Origin of the sequence: Methylobacterium sp. Leaf87, from assembly GCF_001422775.1 — a bacterium.
GTDB lineage: Bacteria > Pseudomonadota > Alphaproteobacteria > Rhizobiales > Beijerinckiaceae > Methylobacterium.
On the sequence record NZ_LMMI01000050.1, the window covers coordinates 1 to 6,047 of the forward strand.

At 60.8% G+C, this 6,047-nt stretch carries 7 protein-coding genes; 4 read left to right on the top strand and 3 right to left on the bottom strand.

Features of this window, described 5'->3' with window-relative positions; all coding sequences use genetic code 11:
- Positions 1-885 precede the first annotated feature (885 nt).
- Together ASF22_RS23400 and ASF22_RS18940 are read left to right on the top strand one after the other, a co-directional pair.
- A complete protein-coding gene (locus ASF22_RS23400; RefSeq protein ID WP_082483836.1) occupies positions 886-1,131 on the top strand; it encodes a hypothetical protein in 246 nt (81 codons plus the stop codon).
- Positions 1,132-1,699: 568 nt separating this feature from the next.
- Entirely contained in the window at positions 1,700-2,275 is a 576-nt protein-coding gene (locus ASF22_RS18940) for a sigma-70 family RNA polymerase sigma factor (RefSeq protein ID WP_244474342.1), read from the top strand.
- A gap of 127 nt (positions 2,276-2,402) precedes the next feature.
- Here the strand turns inward: ASF22_RS18940 and ASF22_RS23405 are convergent, their stop codons facing one another.
- The gene (locus ASF22_RS23405; protein ID WP_244474343.1) at positions 2,403-2,924 is read right to left on the bottom strand and encodes a phospholipase A2 family protein; all 522 of its coding nucleotides are present in this window, start codon (positions 2,922-2,924) and stop codon (positions 2,403-2,405) included.
- A gap of 567 nt (positions 2,925-3,491) precedes the next feature.
- On the opposite strand from ASF22_RS23405, the gene ASF22_RS23410 reads away from it, so the two are divergent.
- Complete coding sequence (locus tag ASF22_RS23410; RefSeq protein ID WP_082483837.1) at positions 3,492-3,959, top strand: hypothetical protein; 468 nt, start codon at positions 3,492-3,494, stop codon at positions 3,957-3,959.
- Positions 3,960-4,190: 231 nt separating this feature from the next.
- On the opposite strand, the gene ASF22_RS24185 is transcribed toward ASF22_RS23410, so the two are convergent.
- Positions 4,191-4,379, bottom strand: a complete 189-nt coding sequence (locus tag ASF22_RS24185; protein WP_156647864.1) for a hypothetical protein — start codon at positions 4,377-4,379, stop codon at positions 4,191-4,193.
- 35 nt (positions 4,380-4,414) lie between these two features.
- On the opposite strand from ASF22_RS24185, the gene ASF22_RS23420 reads away from it, so the two are divergent.
- Positions 4,415-4,858 (top strand): hypothetical protein, encoded by a 444-nt coding sequence (locus ASF22_RS23420; protein ID WP_082483841.1) that lies wholly within the window; start codon positions 4,415-4,417, stop codon positions 4,856-4,858.
- Between the two features lie 178 nt (positions 4,859-5,036).
- On the opposite strand, the gene ASF22_RS18955 is transcribed toward ASF22_RS23420, so the two are convergent.
- Complete coding sequence (locus tag ASF22_RS18955; protein WP_156647865.1) at positions 5,037-5,873, bottom strand: hypothetical protein; 837 nt, start codon at positions 5,871-5,873, stop codon at positions 5,037-5,039.
- Positions 5,874-6,047: the final 174 nt, after the last annotated feature.

Below are 6,047 nucleotides of genomic sequence, written 5' to 3' on the forward strand. Positions count from 1 at the left end.
CGCATCGCCCCGACCCGCTGACCTTAACGCCAGCATTAAGGTCAGGCTTCAGCCGAGTGCGCGATGCCGTCGACCGCGGCCATCACCGGACGCGTACGTGGTAGCGGCCGTTCAACGGCGCCTTCCCCCCGAGACCCGGTGCCGAACCTCACCCGCCCGGCATGCCGCCGCGGCGGGCTTTTTCTTCGCGAGGCGCTGCCGCCATCGGCTTCCATTCCCATCGCCCTCAACAGCGTGGGCGTCGCAATTGACGTAGCGCTCCGTGGCAATGGCATCTGTCGCGTCATAGCCTATCAGGTGGTCGAGCATATACAGGCCGGTCGCCTTGTGCCGCTCCTTTGCGACTTTGAAACAACGACGGTACCGATCCACCCGGTATTTCACCCGATTCCGCGGCGGAACGCGGCGCTGCGTGCATTCGTCGATCACGTGACACTGAGGTCGTGTCCCAGGCGGTGGTGTAGCTGAGGGCGGTCGTTGCGGACATCACGGATAGCGCAGTACGTTCTACAGATGCTCTATCGAACATCCGCTTCGGGTAGATGACGAAGGGCTGGCGAACGACCGAGTTGGGTCGGGTTCGTTCCTCCACGACTTTCGTACGCCTCACGGCGCCCGAAAGTCTTCAGGATTTTTGCCGGTCTGCTTTGGGGCGGCAGTACAACGAAAGCGGACGCTCACGCTTAAAGTTAAATTCATGGTCGTAATGCCCGGTCCGTCACGATGTCAGTATGAAACAATCGGCGCGTCGGGTCGTGAATTTTCGTCAGAAATCAGGCACGTGTGGCGAATGCCACTTCGTCCAGCCAAGCTCGTGCAACGATTAAGCCTACGTCGACGTTCTCGCCTTCGACCCGAGGCAGTCGGGTATCGTGGAGGCAGATCATGTTGGTACGTTTCGGATTGGGCTTAATCTTTGTGGCTGCTGCATCGAGCGTCGCACTGGCTGCACCGATGACTCCAGAAGACAAAGCTGCCCTACAGCAGCAATGTGCTGGCGACTTCACGACGTTCTGTGCTGGTCTTCCGCCAGAGGATGGTCCAGAGACGCAGGCCTGCTTTCAAAAAAACATGTCGCAGCTCTCACCTGGCTGCCAAAATGCCATCCAGGCCTATAAAAAGAAGGGCTAATATAACCATGGGGCGAACTTTAGCGTCTTTGAACTACCCCTAGACGCAAAGCATCGCACTGTGAGTCATTAAAGTCATCCAGGGAGGGTGCTCAGCTTGAGGCTTCCGCGACTAGGGCCTAATACCGCTCAAGTGATCGGACATGCACTCTCAGTAGTTACTGCCCTTCCTGGGCTTCATTCCACACCGATCCATCGCCGTCGACTTCGTGCCGAGGATCGGAGCCTCAGCCCTTGGGTCCGCCACAGCGATTCCTTGCCAGCGCTGGGTCGAAGCCAAAAGGCGCCTGACGATGTGTATCCGCCGTTACGAAAGCCACCGCGAATCCTTTGCGCATGCCAAGACATCCTAAACTTCGAATGCACGATCCATTTTGCATACATTCAGTTTGGAAGCACTCTAAGCCGATGATCATCAACCGCTTGCGAGTGCCATGTCCGAATCATCTGAGCGCCTGCCGGATCCCCCACGCGCCCCCGGTACGACCGCCACAGCCACAGCTACAGCGATCCGACAGCATCTTGGTGCTGAGCTTCAGTTGTATTTCTCGCTCATCGTAGCCGAGTCCATGCCTGAGCGGCTCGTGCATCTTGTCGGTCGCCTGAATGCGGTTGTCGTGAGTTCTGGACCGACTCAGAGCATCCATTTCCGGGATGAGTTGGTCAGAGCCATGCCAGCCCTGCGTACGTTCGCGTTCTCGTTGACGGGCAACCCGGACCGTTCCGACGACCTTGTCCAGGAAACGATGGTGAAGGCCTGGATGAACTACGACCTGTTCCAGCCGGGCACCAACCTCATGGCCTGGCTCTTCACTATCTTACGCAATCTCTTCTACTCCGACATCCGCAAGCATAAGCGCGAGGTCGAGGATAGCGATGGCGTCCATGCTGCTCGGCTAACGACTGCACCCCAGCAGGAGGGTATCGTTACGCTTCAACGACTTCGCGAGAGGCTCGAACAGATTCCCGAGAGCCAAAGGGCCGCCCTGCTCATGGTCGGGGCTGAAGGATACACCTACGAGGAGGCGGCTGTACGCCTCGACTGCAAGGTTGGCACCGTCAAGAGCCGTGTGAGCCGAGCCCGGGCGTATCTTTCGGACATGTTCGCCTTCGACGGTGCCAGTGGACCGCTGGCGGCGATCTGAGAGGCCCTCGGGCGCCATCGGCCGAGGTTGCCGGACATCCTCCCGATGCGGGGCGAACGTCAGAAGCACTTCCCCTATGAGGGCTGCGCCCGTCACCAGATTGACGTCGGATGCAGGTCAAGGCTCGTCAGGGAGCCTGGCAACTCATCGCATCCGCGGCCTCGACAACGCTCAGGGCCCGTCGACGAACCTCAAGCGTTACGTCAGGTCTCTCGGAGACCGTGGTTGCATCGCGCCTCAGCGCCTTGTCACAGGCGCACGAGCGATGTCCTGCCGTATCGTAACAGGCATCGTGGCGCTGACAGGCGGCATCCAGCGCATCGGTCGGTGGAAGATCCGCACCCCGTTGGCCTGCACCGCAATAGTTGCCATGAAACAGCGTCTTACCCGTGATAACGTTGGCAAGATCGCCCTTTGCAGGGAGCGCGTCCTCCTCCGCGCCGCTCGGATTGAGTTCGTTGGCCGGTCCGCCGGCCTTGCTGGCCGATCCTCGCAGGACCTTGGGTATACCGGAGCGCGCATCGGGCTCGGCCAGTGCTTCTCCGGTGCGGGAGTTCGGGTCTGACAGGTCCGGAAGCGGCGGAGGCGGCCCGGGCTTCACATCATCGACACTCTGCGTGGGCTGATCCTCCAGCAGGGGCTGCGCCAAGGCGCCTTGTGCCAGGAAGAAGGCGAGGGAGAAGGCAATCGCACCGATGATTTTCAAGTTCGTCTCCCACGGAGCGAGACCGGATATGTGAAACGGCGCGGGTCCGTCGAGCCCTTCTGCCCTTTTCGAACAAGTGATCGACGGGGCTGTTCGGCGCTCTGGACACGGGCTTCCTATAAACACACCGGGTCGGTACCAGGTGAATGCAAAGAGCAGTAAGGTTCGAGTGATGCCGGTTCAGGCCTTCAGGCCGTGAAGATACGGCGATCACCGCGAAACCGTTCCCTGTGACCATGGGTGACGCAGGAACCGCCCCGGTCGAGTTGGGCGAATGCATTGAGGAACGGTTTCGCCGGCATACGCGCTTATGGCTCGTCCTGGGCTGAAAAGTTGCAAACGCGGCCTTGGCGTAGGTTAGAGTCTCTGTTGCGCGTATGCAGTATCAATATGGCGTTTATCTGCCGTTCATATTCAAAATCTGCCTATCAGATCAGAATTTTATTGGAACGGTATCTATTAATTCCTCGTTGCTGGGTTCGTAGATACTCAGACAACCGGAGTAAATCCATGTTGAAGCACGTTCGCGTCGCCGCCCTCGCAGCCACCTTCGTGCTGGGCGGAGCCGCAATGGCGCTGGCCCAGTCGTCTTCGACGGTCGGCACCGGTGGCTCCTCGGCAGGTGGGGGGACCAGTTCCTCAACGGTCGGCACGGGCGGTTCCTCGGCCGGTGCCGGCAGCGGCTCGGGTTCGTCCTCGACCGTGGGTACCGGCGGCTCGTCCGCTGGTGGGGGCAAAAGCTCCTCGACAGTCGGCACCAGTGGCTCGACCGCTGGCACCGGCAGCGGCTCAGGAACCGGCTCCACCGTAGGCACCGGCGGTTCCTCGGCGGGCAAGGGCACCACTGGCTCGACCGTCGGCACGGGTGGTTCCTCGGCCGGAACTTCGGATGGCGCCGGCAAGTCCGGCAGCGCTCCGGGCCATGACAAGAAGGGCCCCGGCAACTCCGAGAACGCACCGGGCCACAACAAGCGCTGAGTCCATCCGGGCTTGAGCCCCGGGCGCGGTTCCTCGGAGCCGCGCCCTTCCCGCTGCTGAGGAGAGTTGCACCATGGCGCGCCTGATCCTGCCGCTTCTCGGCGGCGTCCTTGCCCTCGCCGGCGTGCCTTCGAGCTACGCCCAGACCAGCACCGTCACCGCAGGTCCGAATGGCGTCTCAGGGAGCACGACGGTCACGACCGGCCCGAACGGTAAGCCCTGCAGAGTCGTTCATTCTGATGCAGCGAAGAACACCGGAGCGGTGTCGAGCTCGGCCACGGCGGGCCCCGACGGCGTAAGCAGTTCTTCCACCGGAGGGCCTTCGGTGACCACCCGATCCGCCGGCGGTTCGACAAGCAGTGCTGCTTCGTCAAGTTCGAGCAACGGCACCACGATGACCACCGCCGACGGCGACTGCATAATCACTGTCCCCAAAGATAAGAGGCGAGACTGAAATGATTAAGACCAAGATCTTTCCTGCGCTTGCGGCCGTGGGGCTGCTTCTCGCCCCCGTGCTCGCTGATGCCCAAACCCCCGGCGGCGCGACCGGTGGCAGCGCCGGTTCCGCTGCCACCGGCGGTACCTCTGCTTCGACGGTCGGGACCGGTGGCACCTCGACGGGAGCGAACGGCGCTACGGGCTCCTCGCTCGCTACGGGCGGTAGCGCAGCTGGCGGCAAGACCATGGAACGCGCACGCGTGAACGGCACTGGCAACGGTGGCCTGAACGGACAGGCAAAGGCGATGTCCCATGACGGTGGCACCTTTTCGAAGTCACAGACCAAAACCAAGGTCCGCGATGGCGAGAGCGTCGAGTCCCGCACAAAAACGATGTCGCACGAGCCGGGCTCGAAGCCGGTAAAATCGACGACTACGAGTGGTGCCAGCGTTGGCCAGTAAATCTTCTTATTGCCACTGATTTTTATCTGGCCATTATGCGATTTCAAATACAAGCCCGCGGGACCATTCTGCCCACGACTGATCCCGCCTTATAACTACCTGAAATCTAAAATCTACAATATTGAATTATATGAATTATTTGTAGATAATATATCGTCGTTTTTGAATTGCCTTATTCTCATTGAGTGAGCTCTGTATCAGCCGAACTCGGTCCGACCCCCTTCGGTACTGGGATATCTGTGCTGCCATATTGCGCATTGAGCTTTAGGTTGGGGCCATCGTACAGGTTGATCATCCGAGCAACGATCACTGTGTAGGCTGACATATCCGCCACTGGTTTGCTCGAATCGATCACGAGCCGGCCCTGGGGCAGGTAAATTGTTCCCAGCAGCGTGCGGGCGTTATCGCTGATGATGCGGTACACGCGGGTGACGAAGCTCCCGCCGGGCGGGGGCTTCGACCGACCTTTGCCGTCCAGGGGCACGAGGGAGAGAACCGATCCCGTCAGGGCACCCAGGGAGGATAGGAGGGTACGATCCTCTTGCAGTAGCAGGCCCATCATCGGACCATCTTTCGGTGCCGTGAGACTGATCGTGCTCTTTTGGTCGAAGAGCAGCCCTGTCGTCAGGCCGGTGAAAAAGAACCCGACGTTCGCCCCGGTGAACGTTGCGTTCTGATCCACGACCAGTGGCCCGTCTTTCATAACGTAAACGCCCGGCATCAGGGTCACGTTGGCACCGCGCGTGATATGAAGGCCCCCGCAATAGGTGCCCGGCCGCAGCGTTGTGCGCGTGCTGACGACGTTCGCACCGTAGCTTTTATCGTCGGGCTTGAGGATCGCTCCGATGATAGAATTGAGCCCCAACGGCAGGGACAGGCAGGGCTCCATGGCAGGTGCTGCACGGTCAGCGAGAGGATCGCGCAGAGGCGTGCAGCCAACGGCCGGTGGCGGGGTAAAGTTGGCACCGGAGCCCGTGTAGCCGCCAGCGGAACACGTCGAGAGCGCCGAGGCCACCGAGAAGTTCTCGCCCTGGATGCCGGCCGGGTTCAGGGAGTTGGAATAGAGCGAGCAATCCGTCGCGGTGACCCGGTGACGTGACTGGCTGGCTTTGGACCGGGCTGATTGAGAGGATCAGCCAGGACCGAAGGAGCTGGACATGCGGCGAGGTCAGAAGACGGGTGCGGAGCA

Excerpts from the sequence above, each read along its gene's own strand:
- ASF22_RS23400 (WP_082483836.1), top strand. The coding sequence starts at position 886 with ATGTTGGTACGTTTCGGATTGGGCTTAATCTTTGTGGCTGCTGCATCG.
- ASF22_RS24185 (WP_156647864.1), bottom strand. The coding sequence starts at position 4,379 with ATGCAGTCGCCGTCGGCGGTGGTCATCGTGGTGCCGTTGCTCGAACTT.
- ASF22_RS23420 (WP_082483841.1), top strand. The coding sequence starts at position 4,415 with ATGATTAAGACCAAGATCTTTCCTGCGCTTGCGGCCGTGGGGCTGCTT.
- ASF22_RS18940 (WP_244474342.1), top strand. The coding sequence starts at position 1,700 with ATGCCTGAGCGGCTCGTGCATCTTGTCGGTCGCCTGAATGCGGTTGTC.
- ASF22_RS23410 (WP_082483837.1), top strand. The coding sequence starts at position 3,492 with ATGTTGAAGCACGTTCGCGTCGCCGCCCTCGCAGCCACCTTCGTGCTG.